Genomic DNA, 17,567 nt, shown 5'->3' with positions numbered 1-17,567 from the left:
TGATGGAGGCCGACGCGCGCGTTTCGCCCGGGCAAGAGATTCCCAGGGGTTCCCTGAGAGGCGCCTGTGCGTTTCTTAGGGAAATCACAGGTTGTCGAAAGGGTGCTCTCAGAGGATCCAGACAGTGTGTCCACCATGACCACGACCTCGCCCCAGGGGCGCACCGAACTGCTGAGGCCGGACGGGAGCCCCGTCCGAGTGCTTGTGGTGGACGACGAGTTGTCGATCACCGAGCTGCTGTCCATGGCCCTGCGCTATGAGGGATGGCAGATCCGGAGTGCGGGGGATGGCACGGGCGCCATCCAGACCGCGCGGGAGTTCCGGCCCGACGCCGTCGTTCTCGACATGATGCTGCCGGACATGGACGGGCTGACCGTCCTCGGCCGCCTGCGCCGTGAGCTGCCGGACGTGCCGGTTCTGTTCCTGACGGCGAAGGACGCCGTCGAGGACCGTATCGCCGGGCTCACCGCCGGTGGCGACGACTACGTCACCAAGCCGTTCAGCCTCGAGGAGGTCGTGGCCCGACTGCGCGGCCTGATCCGCCGCTCGGGTGCGGCCGACCGCCGCTCGGACTCCGTGCTGGTCGTCGGCGACCTGACGCTGGACGAGGACAGCCACGAGGTGTCCCGCGCCGGCGAGGGCATCCACCTCACCGCGACCGAGTTTGAACTGCTGCGGTTCCTGATGCGTAATCCCCGGCGTGTGCTGAGCAAGGCGCAGATCCTCGACCGTGTGTGGTCGTACGACTTCGGTGGGCAGGCCAATGTGGTCGAGCTCTACATCTCGTATCTGCGACGGAAGATCGACGCGGGACGTGAGCCGATGATCCACACCCGGCGTGGTGCCGGTTACCTGATCAAGCCTGCGGCGTCATGAGCGGGCGACGACGGCCGCATGCGCAGCAGCGACGAGCAGGTCAGCCGCGCACCCTGCGGACGCGGCTCGTCGTCGCATCCGTGGTGCTGATCGCCGTCGTGTGTGCGGTGATCGGCACGGTCACGACCCTTGCGTTGAAGTCGCATCTGTACGACCAGCTCGGCGACAAGGTGAAGGAGTCCGTCGGCCGTGTTGCGGGTCACATCCCGGGCGACGTCACCGGAGCCCCGGGCGGTATTCCCGGCAAGCCGAACAGCGCACCCTCGGGCTCGGCCCCTTCTTCATCGACGCAGTCCACATCCCCAGACCAGGACACGGACACGCCGTCCGCCAAGGTCAACAGGTTTCTCACCAACGGGCCGACAGCGGAGAAGACCGTTGCCGCCTATGTGAAGAAGGGCAAGATCGCCCAAGCGGGGTACAGCAAGCAGCAGAAGTACAGCAACGGCGCGTTCAAGCAGATGAGAGCGGTCGATCTCACTTCCGCCCAGAAGCAGGCCCTGGCATCCGTGCCGAAGGACGGCAAGAAGCACATCGTGTCCCTGCCGGGACTCGGGAGCTATCTTGCGCAGTACGTCCCGACCAACAGCAGTAGTGACGCGTACTACGTGGCTCTGCCGACCAAGGACGTCGACAACACCATCAACACCCTCATCATCGTCGAGGTGAGCGTCACCGCCGCCGGTCTCGGTGCAGCCGTCATCGCCGGCTATGTCCTCGTAGGCGTAGCCACCCGTCCCCTCCGCCGCGTCGCCACCACCGCGACCCGTGTCTCCGAACTCCCTCTCCACACCGGCGAGGTGAACCTCAGTGAACGCGTCCCCGAGTCCGAGACCGATCCGCATACCGAGGTCGGCCAGGTCGGCGCGGCGCTGAACCGCATGCTGGACCACGTCCACGGCGCCCTGCACGCCCGCCAGCAGAGCGAGATGCGCGTGCGGCAGTTCGTCGCCGACGCCAGTCATGAGCTGCGCACCCCGCTCGCGTCCATCCGCGGGTACGCCGAGCTCACCCGGCGTGGCAGAGAGCAGATCGGGCCCGACACCCGGCACGCCCTCGGCCGTATCGAGTCCGAGGCGGGCCGTATGACGCTGCTCGTCGAGGACCTGCTCCTCCTCGCCCGTCTGGACGCGGGCAGACCCCTTCAGTTCGAGCAGACCGACCTCATCCCGCTCGTCGTGGACACCATCAGTGACTCCCGCGCGGCCGGCATGGACCACAACTGGCGGCTGGACCTGCCCGACGAACCGGCCCTGGTGTCGGCGGACGCCGCACGTATCCAGCAGGTACTCGTCAACCTGCTCGGCAATGCCCGTAAGCACACTCCCGAAGGCACGACCATCACCGCGCGCGTACAGCGGCGCGGCCCCTGGATGTGCGTGGACGTCGAGGACAACGGGCAAGGTATTCCGCCCGAGCTGCTCCCGCACGTCTTCGAGCGGTTCGCCCGCGGTGATTCCGCGCGCTCCCGTGCCACCGGGTCCACCGGTCTCGGTCTCGCCATCGTGCAGGCCGTCGCGACCGCGCACGGTGGTGCCGTGACCGTGGACAGCGTTCCGGGGCGCACCGTGTTTACCGTGCATTTGCCTGCTCTTGCCCCGGCGGCTCCTCGCCCGGCGCCCGAAACGAATTGGCAATCGCACTCACAGGTACAGCACAGTGCCAGCACATGGGTGCAACAGGGCACTTGACCAGAGTCGTTTCCATGCGAACCGACTCTTCTCCCGGCACCCTGCCGGCGCGGGAGCACCTCCCGGCCGGCGACGCCGGTACGCCTGTCCTGGACGTAGTGATCCCCGTCTACAACGAGGAGAAGGACCTCCAGCCGTGTGTGCTGAGACTGCACGAGCACCTCAAGCGCACGTTCCCGTACGCGTTCCGCATCACCATCGCGGACAACGCGTCGACGGACACCACCCCCCAGGTGGCGGCGCGGCTGGAGGCGGAGATCCCGGAGGTCAGCAACTTCCGGCTGGAGCAGAAGGGGCGGGGCCGGGCCCTGCGGACCGTGTGGTCCGCCTCCGACTCCCCCGTCCTCGCCTACATGGACGTGGACCTGTCCACCGACCTCAACGCCCTGCTCCCGCTGGTGGCCCCGCTGATCTCCGGTCACTCCGACCTGGCGATCGGCTCCCGGCTCGCCCGCTCCTCCCGTGTGGTGCGCGGTCCCAAGCGGGAGTTCATCTCCCGGACGTACAACCTGATCCTGCGCGGCTCGCTGCAGGCCCGCTTCTCGGACGCGCAGTGCGGATTCAAGGCGATCCGGCGTGATGTCGCCCAGGTGCTGCTGCCGATGGTCGAGGACACCGGCTGGTTCTTCGACACCGAGATGCTGGTCATCGCCGAGCGCGCGGGCCTTCGTATCCACGAAGTGCCCGTCGACTGGGTCGACGACCCGGACTCCACCGTCCACATCGTGAAGACGGCGACCGAGGACCTCAAGGGGGTGTGGCGCGTGGGCAAGGCCCTGGCCACCGGCTCGCTGCCGCTGGACCGGATCACCCGGCCCTTCGGTGACGACCCGCGCGACCGCGAGATCCAGGACGTGCCGAAGGGGCTGGCCCGCCAGCTCGTCGGGTTCTGTGTCATCGGCGGTCTGTCGACCCTCTTCTACCTGCTGCTCTACAGCGGTTTCCGGACCTTCAGCGGCTCGCAGGTCGCCAACGCGCTCGCGCTCCTGGTGTCCGCCGTCGCCAACACGGCGGCCAACCGGCGCCTCACCTTCGGGGTGCGCGGCAAGGGCGGCGCCGTCCGGCACCAGGCGCAGGGCCTCGTCGTCTTCGGTATCGGCCTCGCGCTGACCAGTGGCTCGCTCGCCGCCCTGAACGCGGCGACCTCCGACCCGGCGCACTCCACCGAGCTGGCGGTCCTCATCGCCGCCAACCTCGCGGCGACCGTGCTGCGCTTCCTGCTCTTCCGCGCCTGGGTCTTCTCCGACCGGCGCGAGGACCAGCCCTCCACGGTGGTGGCCTCGCACACGCCGGTGCAGGTCCCGTCCTCGCCGACCTACACCACGGCGCAGTACCCCCAGTACCAGGGCCAGTTCTCGCAGCCCTACCAGCCGCAGCCCCCGCTGCCGCAGCGCCCGACGGCGCACTCGAACGCGTACCAGAGCACCCACACCACCCAGTTCCGCGCCGGTGAAGTCGCGGACCGCCGATGGGAGGACGCCACCATGCATCTGCAGCCGGTGCGTCCGACCGACACCGATCCGAGGGACTGACGATGACCACCGACTACGACCGTCCGACCTATCAGGAGGGGGCCTCCAGCCCCTCCTCCTGGGGGCCGGAACCGACCACGGCCGTACAGGAGCCCGTCGCTCCGCCGGCGCCCGAGGCCGGCGAGCCCCAGCAGCCCTTCGTACGGAGACTGTGGCGCGGCCGCCCCGAGGACCCCCGCTGGGTGCGCCCGGCCTTCTGGGCCCTGCTCCTCGCCACCGGCCTGCTCTACCTCTACAACCTGAGCGCCTCCGGCTACGCCAACTCCTTCTACTCGGCGGCCGTCCAGGCCGGCAGCAAGTCCTGGAAGGCGTTCTTCTTCGGCTCGCTGGACGCGGGCAACGCGATCACCGTCGACAAGCCCCCGGCCTCCCTGTGGCCGATGGAGCTGGCGGTCCGCCTCTTCGGACTCAACTCGTGGGCGATCCTGGTCCCCGAGGTCCTCATGGGCGTCGGCGCGGTGGCCGTCGTGTACGCGGGTGTACGGCGCCGGTTCAGCCCCGGAGCCGGTCTGATCGCGGGCGCGGTGCTCGCGCTCACTCCCGTCGCGGCGCTGATGTTCCGGTTCAACAACCCGGACGCCATGCTGGCCCTGCTGATGGCGCTGGCCTGCTACTTCGTGGTCCGCGCCGTCGAGGACGGCAAGACCAAGTGGCTGCTGTGGGCCGGTGCCGCGATCGGCTTCGCGTTCCTCGCGAAGACCCTGCAGGCCTTCCTGATCCTCCCGGCCCTCGCGTTCGTCTACGCGATCTGCGCGCCGGTCTCGCTGAAGAAGCGCTTCGGCCAACTCGCCGCCGCCACCCTCGCGTTGGTGGTCTCCGGCGGCTGGTGGGTGGCGATCGTCGAGCTGTGGCCGGCCTCCTCCCGCCCGTACATCGGCGGCTCGCAGAACAACAGCTTCCTGAACCTGACCTTCGGCTACAACGGCCTCGGCCGCCTCAACGGCGACGAGACCGGCAGCGTCGGCGGCGGTGGCGGCGGCAACGGCGGCACCAGCATGTGGGGCGCGACCGGCTGGAACCGGATGTTCAACTCCGAGGTCGGCGGCCAGATCTCCTGGCTGCTGCCGGCGGCCCTGATCCTGCTCGTCGCGGGCCTCGTCGCGACCGGCAAGCTCAAGCGGACCTCCGTGACCCGCGCGTCCTTCCTGGTCTGGGGCGGCTCGCTGCTCATCACCATGGTCGTCTTCAGCTACATGGCGGGCATCTTCCACCAGTACTACACGGTGGCTCTCGCCCCCTACATGGCGGCCGTGATCGGCATGGGCGCCGGCATCCTGTGGGAGAAGCGCAGGGAGATGTGGGCCTCGATCACCCTCGCGGCCGCGGTGGTGGCGAGCTCCGCCTGGAGCTACGTCCTCCTCAACCGCACCTCCTCCTACCTCCCCTGGCTGAAGTACCTGATCCTGGTCGGCGGTCTGACCGCCGCGCTCGGCCTGATCTTCGCGGGCCGCATCAACCGCCAACTCGCCCTCGCGGCCGCGTCCGTGGGCCTGGTGGCCTCGCTGGCCGGCCCGACCGCGTACACGATCAGCACCCTCCAGACGGGCCACACCGGCTCCATCGTCACGGCCGGCCCGGCCGGCGCGAGCATGATGGGCGGCGGACCCGGCGGCGGTGGCGGCGGTATGCGGGGCGGCATGGGCGGCGGTATGCCCGGCCAGAACCAGCAGAACGGCAACGGCAACACCCAGGGCCAGAACCAGCAGGGCAACGGCTTCCCGGGTGGCGGCACCACCGGCAACGGCAACACCAACGGTGGCTTCGGCGGTGGTATGCCCGGCCAGAACCAGCAGAACGGCAACGGCAACACCCAGGGCCAGAACCAGCAGGGTGGCGGCGGCATGGGCGGCGGCGGTGGCGTCGGCGGCCTGCTGAACGGCGCGAGCGTCTCCTCGCAGGCCAAGAAGCTGCTGGAGACCGACTCCGCCAAGTACACCTGGGTCGCGGCGGCCATCGGCGCCCAGAACGCGGCGAGCTACCAGCTCTCCACCGGCGACCCGGTCATGGCGATCGGCGGCTTCAACGGCACCGACCCGTCCCCGACGCTGGCCCAGTTCAAGAAGTACGTGGCGGACGGCAAGATCCACTACTTCATCAGCAGCGGCACCGGCGGCGGCATGGGCGGCAGCAGCACCGGCACGTCCTCGCAGATCACGTCGTGGGTCGAGAAGACCTTCAAGAAGGTGACGGTCGGCTCGTCCACCTTCTACGACCTGACGCAGAAGGCGAGCAGCTGACGGAGAACCACTGAGGGAAAGTGTTGTACACCGTATAGCAACCAGCTATACGGTGTATGGCATGTCTGCGCCCCAAGGCCACCCCCAACGCTGGCTGATCCTCGGTGTCGTCTGTCTCGCCCAGCTCACCGTGCTGCTCGACAACACCGTCCTGAACGTGGCGATCCCCTCCCTCACCGAGGAGTTGGGTGCGGAGACCTCCGACATCCAGTGGATGATCAACGCGTACTCGCTCGTCCAGTCCGGTCTGCTGCTCACGGCGGGCAGCGCGGCGGACCGCTACGGCCGCAAGAAGATGCTGATCGCGGGCCTGGCGCTGTTCGGCATCGGCTCGCTGGTGGCCGGACTGGCCGACACGACCGGGCAGTTGATCGCCGCGCGGGCCGGCATGGGCGTCGGCGGCGCGCTGCTGCTCACCACCACCCTCGCCGTGGCCATGCAGATCTTCACGCCCGAGGAGCAGCCGAAGGCGATCGGCATCTGGGCCGCGGTCAACGCGCTCGGCTTCGCGGCGGGGCCACTGATCGGCGGGTTCATGCTGAACCACTTCTGGTGGGGCGCGATCTTCCTGATCAACCTGCCGGTCGCGGCGCTGGGGCTGGTGGCGGTCGTGGTCCTGGTCCCGGAATCCAGGGCCGGATTTTCCCGGGGGACAACCCCCGGACCCCCGGCACGCGGTGACCGCCCCGACCTCCTCGGCGCGCTGCTCTCCACGATCGGCATGGCGTCCCTGGTGTTCGCGATCATCTCGGGACCGGAACACGGATGGGCGTCGACGCGGGTGCTGGTTCCCGGGACCGTGGCGGTCGGGGCCCTCGGTGCCTTCGCGTACTGGGAGAGCCGTATCCCGTACCCCATGCTCGACCTGCACTTCTTCAGGAACCGCCGGTTCACGGGGGCGGTCGCGGGAGCCGTACTCATCACCTTCGGGATGGGCGGGGCGCTGTTCCTGCTCACCCAGCATCTGCAATTCGTGCTTGGTTACGGCCCCCTGGAGGCCGGCCTCCGTACGGCGCCGCTCGCCCTGACCGTCGTCGTGCTGAACTTCTCGGGCTTGTCGGCGAGGTGGTCGGGCAGGCTCGGTACGCCGGTCTCCATCGCGCTGGGGATGGTGCTGATGTCGGCGGGGCTCGTGTCCATCGCGCTGCTGGACGCCGGTGGCTATGCCGGGACGCTGGTGGGGTTGTTGCTGATCGGCGGTGGTTGCGCGATCGCCAACCCGGCGATGGCGCACGCCATCATGAGCGCGATTCCTCCGGAGAGGGCGGGAGTGGGGGCGGGGATCAACGGGACGCTGGCGGAGTTCGGGAACGGGCTGGGAGTTGCCGTGCTCGGGGCTGTGCTCAGTTCTCGGGTGCCGTCTGCCGGGCTGGCCGCGGGCTTGGAGGCGGGGCAGCTGGTGGGGGCCGTGGCCGTGTTGCTGGGTGGGTTCGTCGCTGCGGCGTTGCTGCGCCTCGCGGAGCGGGCAGACTCGGTGGTGGTCGCCTAGAAGCTCGGGTGGTTCAACACATGGGCGGCTGCAGGCGGCAGGTGGCTTGTCGCGCCCACACGGCGGCAGCCGCACATCGACACAGCCCCGCGCCCCGTGGGCCGGCTGCCGCCTAGCATCATGATCAGTGAACGTAAGTCTAGGAAGGTGCGCCAATGGTGAGGGCAGCCGAGCGGGCGGCGCGGACCAGTGTGTGGCTGGAGGGGAAGACACGGCGGGGCGGGCGCAGCGGTGGACAGCCGTCCGGGCTCGACCGGGACCTGATCACCGAGGTCACCGTCCGCCTTCTCGACGCCGAAGGGCTGGCCAAGTTCTCCATGCGCCGGCTGGCCGGCGAGCTGAACGTCACCGCGATGTCCGTCTACTGGTACGTCGACACCAAGGACGACCTCCTGGAACTCGCCCTGGACGCGGCCTACGGCGAACTGGACCTGCCCGACCCGGAATCCGACCAGGACTGGCGGGACCAACTGCGCACGCTGGCAAGGGAGTACCGCGCCCTCCTGGTCCGCCACCCGTGGCTGTCCCCGCTGGCCGGCACGTTCCTGAACATCGGCCCGAACTCCCTGGCCTTCTCCCGGGTCGTCCAGCAGGTCATCCGCAGGACGGGCCTGCCCGTGCACGGCCTGACCGGCGCCATCTCGGCCGTCTTCCAGTTCGTGTACGGCTTCGGCACCATCGAGGGCCACTTCATCGCCCGCTGCGCCACGGCCGGCATGAGCCAGGACGAGTACTTCCAGCACGCGATGAGCGCGGTGACCCAGTCCCCGGAGGCCGCCGAGATCGTCAAGGAGAACGAGGAGATCATGGCGGCCCGAGGCGGCGACACGGTGGAGGAGATGAGGGCCCGGGACTTCACCTTCGCCCTGGACCTGCTGATCGCAGGAATCGAGGCGATGGTGGAGAACACCGGCGACTGAAACGTCCTGAGGGGCAGCTATGAGGCGTCCGGCGAAGCCAACCGTGCCGGGAAACCGCCGGTGGCAACCGGCCCCCACCGCTCCGGCGTCACCCGAATGATCGACTTCCCCTGCTTCACCATCGCCTCCCGGTACTCGTCCCAGTCCGGATGCTCCCCGGAGATGTTCCGGAAGTACTCCACCAGCGGCTCCACGGAATCCGGCGAGTCGATCACCTCGGCGCGCCCGTCGACCTGGACCCACGGCCCGTTCCAGTCGTCGCTCAGCACAAGGACGCTGACCCGCTCGTCCCGCTTGGCGTTCCGCGTCTTCGCCCGCTCGGGGTACGTGGAGACCACGATCCGCCCCGAGTCGTCGACCCCGCACGTCAGCGGGGACGCCTGCGGGCTTCCGTCGCCCCGCCGCGTCAGCAGGATGGCGTGGTGACGGGGCCGTACGAAGTCCAGCAACTCGTCAAGGGAAACCGTCGTGTTCGTCGCGATGTTCGGTGCCATGCGCTCAGCCTAGGCCTGCGGCAGCGACTCCCCCTGCACCGCCTGGATGTCCAGCTCCACCTTCAACGTCGTACCGATCGCCGCGATCCCCGCCTGCACCACCTGGTTGTAGTTCATGGCGAAGTCCTCGCGGTGGAGTTCCGCCGTCGCGCGGAAGGCGGCCCGCGTGCCGCCCCACGGGTCCGCGCCCGTCCCCAGGTAGGCCAGGTCCAGGTCCACCGGCCGTACGACCCCGTGCAGGGTCAGCTCCCCGTGCACCGTCCAGCGGTCGCTGCCCGCCGCCGTGAGACCGGACGACCGGTACGTGATCTCCGGGTGCTTCTCCACGTCCAGGAAGTCCGGCGAGCGCAGATGGTCGTCCCGCATGCCGTTGCCCGTGTCGATGGAGGACGACCGGATCACCGCCTCCACCCGTGACTTCTCCACCTCGTCCGGCGCGATCTCGATCCGTGCCGAGAAGTCGGTGAACCGGCCGTGCACGCTGGAGATCCCCAGGTGCTGGGCGACCGCGCCCACGGACGAGTGCGCCGGGTCGACGGTCCACGGCCCGGGCGGCGGCAGCTCGGTGCCGCCCTGCCGGGCCAGCGTGACCGCGCCCAGCTCGGCGCGCCCTCCCCCACAGGGGGTGCCCCCAGCGGTGACGATGGCGGTGGAGGCGGTGGGCGCGTATCCGACGGCGGTGACGATCACGACGTACGGCCCGGGGGCCAGGGACGTCGAGTCCCGCACCGCGCCCTCCGCGTCGGCCTCCGCCCGCAGCACCTGACTGCCGGCCAGGTCGGTCACCGTGACGACCGCGTGCGACACGGCCCATCCGTCCCGCGTACGGATCTTCGCGGTCAGTCCCATCCCGTTTCTCCCTGCGTGTCCAACTGGTCTCGAAGTAGACCGGCCCATGGCAGGCGTACCTCGACAGAGGACACACCCACCACGGGCCGGGGTTCGAACTACTCGGCCGGGTGGGCCAGTTCGATGTCGTGGCCGTCCACGCCACCGCCGTTCACGGTGAGCGCGGTGGCGACCGGCGGGTAGCCCGTCGCGATGACCGTGTACTCACCGCTGTTCAGGTCGGTGAAGGCGTACGCCCCGTCCGCCCCGGTCGTGGAGGTGCCCACGACATTGCCGGCGGCGTCCACCAGCGTCACCCGCGCGTCGGCCAGCGGTCCGTGCGGCGCCCGTACGACGCCCTGGAGCTGGGCCCCGGAGTCCAGGTCGACCTCGATCCGGGTGACCCCGGCGCCGCCGACCTCGACGGGCAGCGCGCGCGGCCGGAACCCGGCGGCGTTCACCGCGACGGTCACGGCACCCGGCACCAGCTCCGCGAAGCTGAACTCGCCCTGCTCACCGGTGGACCCGGTGGCCAGCAGATCCCCGCGCACGTCGGTCACGATGACCATGGCGTCCTTGACGGGCAGCGTGTTCTCGGCGGCCCGCACCACACCGCTCAGCCCGCTGGTGCCGCTGAGCAGGATGTCGTACGCCACCGGCTCGCCGCCCACCACGACCGTGGACGCCTGCGGCTGGAACCCGTCCGCGGAGGCGATCAGGACGTACGACCCGACGCTCGGCGCGTCCAGGGCGTAGGAACCGTCGGCCTGCGTGACCGACCGGCCCAGCTGCCGTCCGGCGAGCGAGATCAGTGTGACGGCGGCCTGCGGGACGGGCGCGCTCTCGTTGCCGCGGACGAAGCCGCGTACCGGAACCCCTCCGGAGCCGGCACCGGAGGCCTCCTCGGGCCGGGCGAGGGTGGCCACGGCCGCCAGCCGCTGCGTGCCGTCGACGGCCGGCTCCGTGTCGGAGGACACGGCCCAGCTCGGAGTCTGCACCGCGGCCGGAGCCTGGGCCGTGGTGGCCTGCGCCGGGACCGCCGGGGTCTCCTCCGAGGCCGCGGCCTGCGCCAGGGCGCCCTTGGTCTTCAGCGGGACCTCCTTGATGAACAGGGTGATGAGGAAGGCGATGGCCGCGAGGCCGCCGGCGATCAGGAAGACGTCGGCGATGCCGTGACCGTAGGCGCTCTCCATGAGGGTGCGCACGGGGGCCGGCAGCTTGCTCAGGTCCGGGATGCTGTCCGTGGAGGAGCCGGAGCCGGCCAGCGCGGCGCGGTACTGCGGGTCGAGGGCGGCGATGCCGTCCTTGACGTAGTGGGTGATCCGGTGGGCCATGACCGCGCCGAGCGCGGAGACGCCGACCGCACCGCCGAGGGAGCGGAAGAAGGTGACCGTGGAGCTGGCCGAGCCGAGGTCGCTCGGGTCGACCTGGTTCTGCGTGCAGAGCACCAGGTTCTGCATCATCATGCCGATGCCGAGACCCAGCAGGGCCATGAAGATCGACATCTTCCAGTAGTCCGTGTCGTACCGGATGGTGCCGAGGAGGCCGAGACCGGCGGTCACGAGCACACCACCACTCACCAGCCATGCCTTCCAGCGTCCGGTGCGGGTGATGAACTGCCCGGAGACGGTGGAGGAGACGAACAGACCGCCGATCATCGGGATGGTCATCACGCCCGACATCGTCGGGGACTTGTCGCGGGCCAGCTGGAAGTACTGGCTGAAGAAGACCGTGCCGGTGAACATCGCGACACCGACGAACAGGGAGGCCAGCGACGCGAGCGTGATGGTGCGGTTGCGGAACAGCCGCAGCGGGATGATCGGCTCGCCCGCCCTGGACTCGACGAGCACGAAGATCAGACCGAGGACGATCGAACCGCCGACCATGGCGTACGTCTGCCAGGACACCCAGTCGTACTTGTCGCCGGCGAAGGTGACCCAGACCAGCAGCAGCGAGACGGCGGCGGCGACGAAGAACGCGCCGGCCCAGTCGACCTTCACGTCCCGCTTCACGACCGGCAGGTGCAGGGTCTTCTGCAGCACGATCAGCGCGACGACCGCGAAGGGGACACCGACGTAGAAGCACCAGCGCCAGCCCAGCCACGAGGTGTCGGTGATGACGCCGCCGAGCAGCGGGCCGCCCACGGTGGCGACGGCGAAGGTCGCGCCGAGGTAGCCGGAGTAGCGGCCGCGCTCACGCGGGGAGATCATCGCGGCCATGACGATCTGGGCGAGGGCGGACAGACCGCCCACACCGATGCCCTGGACGACACGGCAGGCGATCAGCATGCCGGCGTTCTGCGACAGACCGGCGGCCGCGGAGCCCAGGACGTAGATGACCAGGGCTATCTGGACGAGCGCCTTCTTGCTGTACAGGTCGGCGAGCTTGCCCCACAGGGGGGTGGTCGCGGTCATCGCCAGCAGGGAGGCGGTGACGACCCAGGTGTAGGCGGACTGGCCGCCGCCGAGGTCGCTGATGATGTGCGGCAGGGCGTTGGTGACGATCGTCGACGACAGGATCGCCACGAACATGCCGAGCAGCAGGCCGGAGATGGCCTCCATGATCTGCCGGTGCGTCATCGGGGCGTACTCGGCGGAGCCTCCCCCGTGATCGGCATGAGCCCGCACACCGGCTGGTGTGGTCGTTGCCATGGGCTTCCTTCTCTTATGTGTTCGCGGGTGTACGGGTGGTCGCTTCTGGTTCCTCGAACGCGGGGGGCGGCAGCCGGGGCGGCACGGCGGCGACGCGGCTGTCGTCGAAACTGGCGCGCAGGCGTGCCATGAGCCGGGTGAGCTCGGCGACGTCCTCGTCGCTCCAGTCGGCGAGCCGCCCGGCCAGCAGCTGGGCGGTGCGCTCGGAGAGCTGCTCCAGCCGGGCCAGGCCCTCCGGCGTGAGGTGCACGATCCGGGACCGCTTGTCCGACGGGTCGGGGGAGCGGTCCAGCCAGCCGCGGTCGGCGAGGTGGGCGACATGGCGGCTGGTGACCGACATGTCCACGGAGAGCAGCTCGGCGAGCTTGCTCATGCGCATGGCGCCGAAGCGGCCCAGCAGGGTCAGCACGGCGGCGCTGCCGCTCGGGCAGTCCGACGGCAGAATCCGCCCGAGCTCCCGCCTCACGGCACCGAAGGCGCTGAACTGCCGGATCAGCTCCTCGTACTGCGCCCGCTCGGCCATCACACCTCCCGCATTCGTTGCTTAGGGCAACCATAAGAGTTGTTGGTTGCTGCAGGTAAACAATTTGGGGTGAGGTCGGCATAAAAACTTGGCAAAGGTAAGTATTGCGAACGTAAATACGCAGGTGGGAAGGGCTACCGCTGCTGGTGGACCCCCACTTGGGTCACCATGACGGATTCGCTAGGGTCTCCAGCTATGGCTAACCCCCAGAACCCCCAGGGCAACCACGACCCCGCCGGCAGCACCCAGATGTTCCGTGCGTTCGTGGACGAGGGCCCGCAGGGCCGACAGGCTCAGGCCCCCGCTTCGGCGTCGGCCGGCCCCCGCATCGGCCTGATCGTCGGCATCGTCGTCGCCGTGGCGGTCGTGGCCGCCGTGGCGTGGCTGGCGCTCAAGTAGGGCGTACCGCTACTTCCACCGGACGGTGACGTCCCGCGTCTCGATGTGCATGCCCAGCGGCACCCGCCACGCGTCGACGCACACCGTCCAGGTCTTCTCCTTCCGCGCCCCGCCCCCGATCGGCGCCGGAAGCGCCACATCCGACTCGACGGTCCCCCAGTCGATGCCGAGCAGGCCGATGATGTGCGTCCCGAACGTCACCGTGCCCGAACGCACCGCTGCCTGGCCGGAGTTGGTGAAGGTGAGGGCCACGTCCTCGCACCAGCGCTTGTCCGTGGCCTTGCGGGTCGGGTCGCTCCAGGTGAGCGCGGCGGGTGCCGTACTGCTGCGCGTTGCCGTCGGAGCCGGCGAACCCGCCGTGGTGCGACCGGACTTGGTGCCGTCGGCTGACGGAGAGGCGCCCGCACCCGGTGTCGTCGCCGAGTCGTCCGGCGAAGTTCCTCTGCCGGCAGGGGAGTTGCCCTTCTCGTCCGGCGTCCCGCCGGCCCTCGTCGGTCCGTTCAGCGGCACCAGCGTCACCGCGCCGGTCGGTGTCACCCTCGTACCGGACGGCTGAGGCGCACCTCCCACCGATCCGGTGGCGACGTACGCCTCCCGCCCGTCGCCTCCGCATGCGGCCAGCGCGGCACCCAGACAGACGACGGCCGCCGACGCGCCCAGCAGGGCGCCCCGGCGGCCACGTGTCCATGTCGTCCGAAGCATCGCGCCAGTGTGGCTGACGCTCCGTCAGTTAGGAAGGGGTCAGTCCGAGATGAGGCCCTCCCGCAGCTGCGCCAGGGTCCGCGTCAGCAGTCGGGAGACGTGCATCTGCGAGATGCCGACCTCCTCGCCGATCTGTGACTGGGTCATGTTGGCGAAGAAGCGGAGCATGATGATCTGCCGCTCGCGGGGCGGGAGCTTGGCCAGCAGCGGCTTCAGCGACTCGCGGTACTCGACGCCCTCGAGCGCCGTGTCCTCGTAGCCGAGGCGGTCGGCCAGGGAGCCCTCGCCGCCGTCGTCCTCGGGGGCCGGGGAGTCCAGCGAGGAGGCGGTGTACGCGTTGCCGACCGCGAGGCCGTCGACCACGTCCTCCTCGGACACGCCCAGTACGGCGGCGAGTTCGGGGACGGTCGGGGAGCGGTCGAGCTTCTGGGAGAGCTCGTCGCTGGCCTTGGTGAGGGCCAGGCGCAGCTCCTGCAGCCGGCGCGGGACGCGCACCGACCACGAGGTGTCGCGGAAGAACCGCTTGATCTCGCCCACGACCGTCGGCATCGCGAACGTCGGGAACTCCACGCCCCGTTCGCAGTCGAAGCGGTCGATCGCCTTGATCAGGCCGATGGTGCCGACCTGGACGATGTCCTCCATCGGCTCGTTGCGCGAGCGGAACCGGGCCGCCGCGTAGCGCACGAGCGGGAGGTTGAGCTCGATGAGCGTGTCCCGGACGTAGGCGCGCTCGGGGCTGTTCTCGCCGAGTGCGGCCAGCCGCAGGAACAGGGAGCGGGACAGGGTGCGGGTGTCGATGGACTCCGACGAAGACGGAAGAGCCGGGGCCGGCACGGCCTCCAGCACCGTGACGTCGTCAAGCGCGGCGTCGGGCGCTGATTCGCTCTTCGTGAGCGTGAGCACCTTCGAGCTGCCCTGTTCTGCGGACATGCCACCCCCTCTGGGTCGCGGGACGGTCGCGGCCGAACCTCGCCGTGTGGCGAGGAGTTCAGCCTTCACCTGAATACCGGAGCCGAAGCCACGGCAAACGCGCTTGGGGAAGAATGTCACATGTCGGCAACACGCTGTAGTGACATGTCGACACGTGAGACGTGAATCGGCCCTGGAAAGAGAGGGTCTGGGCGTTTTTCGGCGCAGAACTGTCGGGAACAGCCCTGGTGAGCGATTCGCTCGTGCCGGTTACCACTCGATCCTGCTTGCGAACTGCGGTGTTCCGGCGTGTTCTCCGGTGTGCGCCTGTGCGCCTGTGCGCCTCTTATGCCTCGATCCGATTCGCCGAACGCAGCCGCTGGAAGCTACGCGCGAGTAGCCGTGAAACGTGCATCTGAGAGACGCCGAGTTCCGCGCTGATTTGCGACTGGGTGAGATTGTTGTAGTAGCGCAGCAGCAGGATTCGCTGTTCGCGTTCCGGGAGTTGGACGAGGAGATGCCGGACGAGATCGCGGTGCTCCACGCCGTCCAGGGCGGGGTCCTCGTAGCCGAGCCGGTCCAGCAGCCCGGGGAGCCCGTCGCCCTCCTGTGCGGCCTCCAGCGAGGTGGCGTGGTACGACCGCCCGGCCTCGATGCAGGACAGCACCTCGTCCTCGCCGATGCGCAGTCGCTCGGCGATCTCGGCGGTGGAGGGGGAGCGGCCGAACGCGGTCGTCAGGTCCTCGGTCGCGCTGTTGACCTGCACCCACAGCTCGTGCAGGCGGCGCGGTACGTGGACGGTCCGTACGTTGTCCCGGAAGTACCGCTTGATCTCCCCGATGACCGTCGGCATCGCGAAGGTCGGGAACTGTACGCCCCGGTCCGGGTCGAAGCGGTCGATGGCGTTGATGAGCCCGATGCTGCCGACCTGGATCACGTCCTCCATCGGCTCGTTTCGGGAGCGGAAGCGGGCCGCGGCGTAGCGCACGAGCGGGAGGTTGGCCTCGATCAGCGCCCCGCGCACCCGGTTGTGCTCCGGAGTGCCCGGCCGGAGCTCCTTGAGCTCGGCGAAGAGCACCTGGGTCAGCGCCCGGGTGTCGGCGCCGCGGCTGCGCTGCGGGGCGGCAGGCGCGACTTCCGTGGCCTCCTGGGGAGGCGCAGTACTGGCCGACACGGTCAACGCCACCTCTTCATCGGTCAACTCATCCGTCAAAAGCGGTCATAGCATCACAAGACATGTCCACTGTGTGCAAGCACCGCATAACGCAGCGTTGCTCCGTGTTGAGACGCAGAAAAGCCTCCCGCCGTTCCGGTGGGAGGCTCGGGAGCACTGGTGCTCAGTACTCGTAGTCGGCGATCACCCAGGTGGCGAACTCCTTCCACAGGGTCACACCGGCCTGGTGTTCGGGGTGCTCGACGTACCGCTTCAGCGCCGCCGCGTCCTCGAACCCCGAGTTGATGGCGAAGTCGTAGGCGATGGGGCGGTCGCTGAGGTTCCAGCCCAGCTCCCAGAAGCGGATCTCGGGGATCTTCCCCTCCAGCGACCGGAAGGCCTCGACGCCCTCCAGGACACGTGGGTCGTCGCGCTCGACGCCCTCGCCGAGCTTGAAGAGGACGAGATGGCGGATCATGATCGCTCCTCACTCCGGGCCGGACTCACTTGGCCCCGTTGGCCAGCCAGGTGAAGAAGTCGCCGATGGACTTCGCGGCGTCCGAGATGCCCTCGAACGCTATCTGGACGTAGTCGGCGGCCTTGGCCGGATCCGTGATGATCACATACAGCGCGAAGACCACGAGCACATAGACGGTGATCTTCTTCGCGTTCACCGCCATCGCGGCCTCCCTGTGACTGATGTGCTGCTAGGGCCCCCTGGTGCCGCGGGTGAGTGTAACTTCACACAGACTTTAAGGACCAACGGCCCGCAGGTCCGGGGCCTTTGCCGGGCCCACGAGCGCCCGCCGGGACGCAGGATGGAAGCAAGCCCGGTGGATCTGGCAGAAGTCCCCAGGGCTCGGGACCGAACCCCACTGCGGGGTGCGCGCCGCCGCTCTCCCCCGTCGGCGACGCGCACTTGAGGGTCCGGTATGCACGAAGGGCCCCGTCTCTCGACGGGGCCCTTCTCAAGCCGTACGGCATCCTGAGCCGTGATCACGGCCGCGGTGTCTCCCGACTCGGCGGCGCCGTTCCCGATCTCGGATCGCACCAGGTTTCCCACCGAGACGGAAGACCACGAAGGGCCCGGTCCACCGGACCGGGCCCTTCGTCTACCTGCGGTAGCGGAGGGATTTGAACCCTCGGTGACTTGCGCCACACTC

At 69.3% G+C, this 17,567-nt stretch carries 16 protein-coding genes; 7 read left to right on the top strand and 9 right to left on the bottom strand.

Annotation, left to right across the window (positions count from 1 at the left end):
* The first annotated feature begins 135 nt into the window (after window positions 1–135).
* The 6 genes from ACWC09_RS16825 to ACWC09_RS16800 all read left to right on the top strand — a co-directional run bounded on the left by ACWC09_RS16825 (window position 136) and on the right by ACWC09_RS16800 (window position 8,745).
* Window positions 136–876, top strand: coding sequence for a response regulator transcription factor (locus tag ACWC09_RS16825; protein WP_026179246.1), 741 nt, complete (start codon window positions 136–138; stop codon window positions 874–876).
* Window positions 873–2,567 (top strand): sensor histidine kinase, encoded by a 1,695-nt coding sequence (locus ACWC09_RS16820; protein ID WP_450851290.1) that lies wholly within the window; start codon window positions 873–875, stop codon window positions 2,565–2,567. Before ACWC09_RS16825 ends, ACWC09_RS16820 begins: the two co-directional genes overlap by 4 nt.
* 14 nt (window positions 2,568–2,581) lie before the next feature.
* Window positions 2,582–4,099: a glycosyltransferase gene (locus tag ACWC09_RS16815; protein WP_450851289.1), complete on the top strand. Its 1,518-nt coding sequence runs from the start codon at window positions 2,582–2,584 to the stop codon at window positions 4,097–4,099.
* Between the two features lie 2 nt (window positions 4,100–4,101).
* Window positions 4,102–6,336, top strand: coding sequence for a glycosyltransferase family 39 protein (locus ACWC09_RS16810; RefSeq protein WP_450851288.1), 2,235 nt, complete (start codon window positions 4,102–4,104; stop codon window positions 6,334–6,336).
* Window positions 6,337–6,397: 61 nt separating this feature from the next.
* On the top strand, window positions 6,398–7,825 hold the full coding sequence (locus ACWC09_RS16805) for an MFS transporter (protein ID WP_450851287.1): 1,428 nt from the start codon (window positions 6,398–6,400) through the stop codon (window positions 7,823–7,825).
* 155 nt (window positions 7,826–7,980) lie between these two features.
* A complete protein-coding gene (locus ACWC09_RS16800) occupies window positions 7,981–8,745 on the top strand; it encodes a TetR/AcrR family transcriptional regulator (protein ID WP_450851286.1) in 765 nt (254 codons plus the stop codon).
* A gap of 17 nt (window positions 8,746–8,762) precedes the next feature.
* Here ACWC09_RS16800 and ACWC09_RS16795 read toward each other — a convergent pair whose 3' ends face one another.
* From ACWC09_RS16795 to ACWC09_RS16780, 4 genes are all read right to left on the bottom strand, one after another.
* Window positions 8,763–9,239, bottom strand: coding sequence for a PPOX class F420-dependent oxidoreductase (locus ACWC09_RS16795; protein WP_450851285.1), 477 nt, complete (start codon window positions 9,237–9,239; stop codon window positions 8,763–8,765).
* Window positions 9,240–9,248: 9 nt separating this feature from the next.
* On the bottom strand, window positions 9,249–10,088 hold the full coding sequence (locus ACWC09_RS16790; protein WP_450851284.1) for a YceI family protein: 840 nt from the start codon (window positions 10,086–10,088) through the stop codon (window positions 9,249–9,251).
* 98 nt (window positions 10,089–10,186) lie between these two features.
* A complete protein-coding gene (locus ACWC09_RS16785) occupies window positions 10,187–12,718 on the bottom strand; it encodes an MFS transporter (RefSeq protein ID WP_450851283.1) in 2,532 nt (843 codons plus the stop codon).
* 13 nt (window positions 12,719–12,731) lie between these two features.
* Complete coding sequence (locus tag ACWC09_RS16780) at window positions 12,732–13,241, bottom strand: MarR family winged helix-turn-helix transcriptional regulator (RefSeq protein ID WP_450851282.1); 510 nt, start codon at window positions 13,239–13,241, stop codon at window positions 12,732–12,734.
* A gap of 195 nt (window positions 13,242–13,436) precedes the next feature.
* Between ACWC09_RS16780 and ACWC09_RS16775 the strand changes: the two genes are divergently transcribed.
* The gene (locus tag ACWC09_RS16775; protein ID WP_450851281.1) at window positions 13,437–13,640 is read left to right on the top strand and encodes a hypothetical protein; all 204 of its coding nucleotides are present in this window, start codon (window positions 13,437–13,439) and stop codon (window positions 13,638–13,640) included.
* A gap of 9 nt (window positions 13,641–13,649) precedes the next feature.
* On the opposite strand, the gene ACWC09_RS16770 is transcribed toward ACWC09_RS16775, so the two are convergent.
* The 5 genes from ACWC09_RS16770 to ACWC09_RS16750 form a co-directional block, all read right to left on the bottom strand.
* On the bottom strand, window positions 13,650–14,342 hold the full coding sequence (locus ACWC09_RS16770) for a hypothetical protein (protein ID WP_450851280.1): 693 nt from the start codon (window positions 14,340–14,342) through the stop codon (window positions 13,650–13,652).
* A gap of 39 nt (window positions 14,343–14,381) precedes the next feature.
* Window positions 14,382–15,272 carry an RNA polymerase sigma factor SigF gene (locus ACWC09_RS16765; protein ID WP_356352418.1) on the bottom strand — a complete coding sequence of 297 codons (891 nt, stop codon included), beginning with the start codon at window positions 15,270–15,272 and terminating at the stop codon, window positions 14,382–14,384.
* 325 nt (window positions 15,273–15,597) lie between these two features.
* Window positions 15,598–16,464: an RNA polymerase sigma factor SigF gene (locus ACWC09_RS16760; protein ID WP_450851279.1), complete on the bottom strand. Its 867-nt coding sequence runs from the start codon at window positions 16,462–16,464 to the stop codon at window positions 15,598–15,600.
* 124 nt (window positions 16,465–16,588) lie between these two features.
* Window positions 16,589–16,882: a Dabb family protein gene (locus ACWC09_RS16755; RefSeq protein ID WP_450851278.1), complete on the bottom strand. Its 294-nt coding sequence runs from the start codon at window positions 16,880–16,882 to the stop codon at window positions 16,589–16,591.
* Between the two features lie 25 nt (window positions 16,883–16,907).
* A complete protein-coding gene (locus tag ACWC09_RS16750) occupies window positions 16,908–17,084 on the bottom strand; it encodes a hypothetical protein (protein ID WP_450851277.1) in 177 nt (58 codons plus the stop codon).
* Window positions 17,085–17,567: the final 483 nt, after the last annotated feature.

Source organism: Streptomyces sp. NPDC001617, from assembly GCF_053596855.1.
Note: the sequence above shows the minus strand (reverse complement) of the source record. Positions and strands in the feature narration are given on the sequence as shown.

Coding starts and splice junctions, on each gene's coding strand:
- ACWC09_RS16820 (WP_450851290.1), top strand. CDS start 873: ATGAGCGGGCGACGACGGCCGCATGCGCAGCAGCGACGAGCAGGTCAG.
- ACWC09_RS16780 (WP_450851282.1), bottom strand. CDS start 13,241: ATGGCCGAGCGGGCGCAGTACGAGGAGCTGATCCGGCAGTTCAGCGCC.
- ACWC09_RS16815 (WP_450851289.1), top strand. CDS start 2,582: ATGCGAACCGACTCTTCTCCCGGCACCCTGCCGGCGCGGGAGCACCTC.
- ACWC09_RS16765 (WP_356352418.1), bottom strand. CDS start 15,272: ATGTCCGCAGAACAGGGCAGCTCGAAGGTGCTCACGCTCACGAAGAGC.
- ACWC09_RS16810 (WP_450851288.1), top strand. CDS start 4,102: ATGACCACCGACTACGACCGTCCGACCTATCAGGAGGGGGCCTCCAGC.
- ACWC09_RS16770 (WP_450851280.1), bottom strand. CDS start 14,342: ATGCTTCGGACGACATGGACACGTGGCCGCCGGGGCGCCCTGCTGGGC.
- ACWC09_RS16825 (WP_026179246.1), top strand. CDS start 136: ATGACCACGACCTCGCCCCAGGGGCGCACCGAACTGCTGAGGCCGGAC.
- ACWC09_RS16805 (WP_450851287.1), top strand. CDS start 6,398: ATGTCTGCGCCCCAAGGCCACCCCCAACGCTGGCTGATCCTCGGTGTC.
- ACWC09_RS16775 (WP_450851281.1), top strand. CDS start 13,437: ATGGCTAACCCCCAGAACCCCCAGGGCAACCACGACCCCGCCGGCAGC.
- ACWC09_RS16790 (WP_450851284.1), bottom strand. CDS start 10,088: ATGGGACTGACCGCGAAGATCCGTACGCGGGACGGATGGGCCGTGTCG.
- ACWC09_RS16750 (WP_450851277.1), bottom strand. CDS start 17,084: ATGGCGGTGAACGCGAAGAAGATCACCGTCTATGTGCTCGTGGTCTTC.
- ACWC09_RS16800 (WP_450851286.1), top strand. CDS start 7,981: ATGGTGAGGGCAGCCGAGCGGGCGGCGCGGACCAGTGTGTGGCTGGAG.
- ACWC09_RS16795 (WP_450851285.1), bottom strand. CDS start 9,239: ATGGCACCGAACATCGCGACGAACACGACGGTTTCCCTTGACGAGTTG.
- ACWC09_RS16785 (WP_450851283.1), bottom strand. CDS start 12,718: ATGGCAACGACCACACCAGCCGGTGTGCGGGCTCATGCCGATCACGGG.
- ACWC09_RS16755 (WP_450851278.1), bottom strand. CDS start 16,882: ATGATCCGCCATCTCGTCCTCTTCAAGCTCGGCGAGGGCGTCGAGCGC.